Genomic DNA, 1,550 nt, shown 5'->3' on the forward strand with positions numbered 1-1,550 from the left:
ACTACTAGACGTTGAACCGGAACTCGACCACGTCGCCGTCGGCCATCACGTAGTCCTTGCCCTCCATCCGGACCTTGCCCGCGGCCTTGGCCGCGGCCATCGAACCGGCCTCCATCAGATCGTCGAACGACACGACCTCGGCCTTGATGAAGCCCTTCTCGAAGTCCGAGTGGATCACTCCGGCGGCCTTCGGTGCGGTGTCGCCCTGATGGATCGTCCACGCCCGCGCCTCCTTCGGCCCGGCGGTCAGGTAGGTCTGCAGCTTCAGCGTGTGAAAACCCGCCCGCGCCAACGCATCCAGACCGCGCTCGGTCTGACCGATCGACTCCAGCAACTCGGCCGCCGACTCCTCGTCGAGCTCCTGCAGCTCGGCCTCGATCTTGGCGTCGAGGAACACCGCGTCGGCCGGCGCCACCAGTTCGCGCAGCTCGGCCACCCGCTTCTCGTCGGTCAGCACCGACTCGTCGGCGTTGAACACATACAGGAAAGGCTTGGAGGTCAACAGGTTCAGCTCGCGCAGCAACGACACGTCGACGCCGGCGGAGAACAGCGTCTTGCCGGTGTCGAGCACCTCGCTCGCGGCCACGGCCGCGTCGTGGACGGGCCGGCGGTCCTTGTGCGTGCGGGCTTCCTTCTCCAGCCGCGGCAGCGCCCGCTCCAGTGTCTGCATGTCGGCCAGGATCAGCTCGGTCTCGATCACCTCGATGTCGGACTTGGGATCCACCCGGCCGTCGACGTGGACCACGTCGTCGTCGGCGAACACCCGCACCACCTGGCAGATCGCGTCACTTTCGCGGATGTTGGCCAGGAACTTGTTGCCCAGGCCGGCGCCCTCGGAGGCGCCCTTCACGATGCCGGCGATGTCGACGAAGGTGACCGGCGCGGGCACGATCTTCTCCGAGCCGAACATCCTGGCCAGCTCGGTCAACCGGGGATCCGGGAGCGCCACCACGCCCTCGTTCGGTTCGATCGTCGCGAACGGGTAGTTGGCGGCCAGCACGTCGTTGCGTGTCAGCGCGTTGAACAGAGTCGACTTACCCACGTTCGGCAGTCCGACGATTCCCAGATTCAGGCCCACGGGGAACACAGTCTAGGCCGTGTGATCGCCACGCCACTGATCGCTGGCGGCGTCCGATTGCCCGAGCCGGTACGGTCGACCTGTGTCAGATCAGCGCGCGCGGCCTTCGGTGGCTTCCGATCACCGTTCTGCGCATCCCAATATCGTGGGGATTCCGTGGTGGGGAGCCATTCTGACGGCCGTGATCGCATCCCTGATCGGGTTCGCGTTCGACGCCGGATCCGGCAGCGGCACACTGACCGCCGTTTTCGCCACGCTGTACGTGCTGGGGTGCCTGATCGCGGTGCTCGCCGTTCAGCAGTCGGGGGTGTTCACCGCGGTGATCCAGCCGCCGCTGGTGTTGTTCGTCACAGTGCCCGCGGCGTACTTCCTGATGAACACCGATAACATCCACGGCCTCAAGGACATCCTGATCAATTGCGGCTACCCGCTGATCGAGCGGTTTCCGTTGATGTTCTTCACCTCCGCGGCG

General features: G+C 65.7%; 2 protein-coding genes. One reads left to right on the forward strand and one right to left on the reverse strand.

Annotated elements, in window-relative coordinates:
- Positions 1-4 precede the first annotated feature (4 nt).
- Positions 5-1,078 (reverse strand): redox-regulated ATPase YchF, encoded by a 1,074-nt coding sequence (gene ychF / locus ASJ79_RS24020; RefSeq protein WP_067960877.1) that lies wholly within the window; start codon positions 1,076-1,078, stop codon positions 5-7.
- A gap of 82 nt (positions 1,079-1,160) precedes the next feature.
- On the opposite strand from ychF, the gene ASJ79_RS24025 reads away from it, so the two are divergent.
- Positions 1,161-1,550, forward strand: a 390-nt coding sequence (locus ASJ79_RS24025; protein WP_369803755.1) for a DUF6542 domain-containing protein, incomplete at its 3' end; no start/stop codon positions are given.

The sequence above is a fragment of the Mycobacterium sp. NAZ190054 genome, assembly GCF_001545925.1.
Lineage (GTDB): Bacteria > Actinomycetota > Actinomycetes > Mycobacteriales > Mycobacteriaceae > Mycobacterium.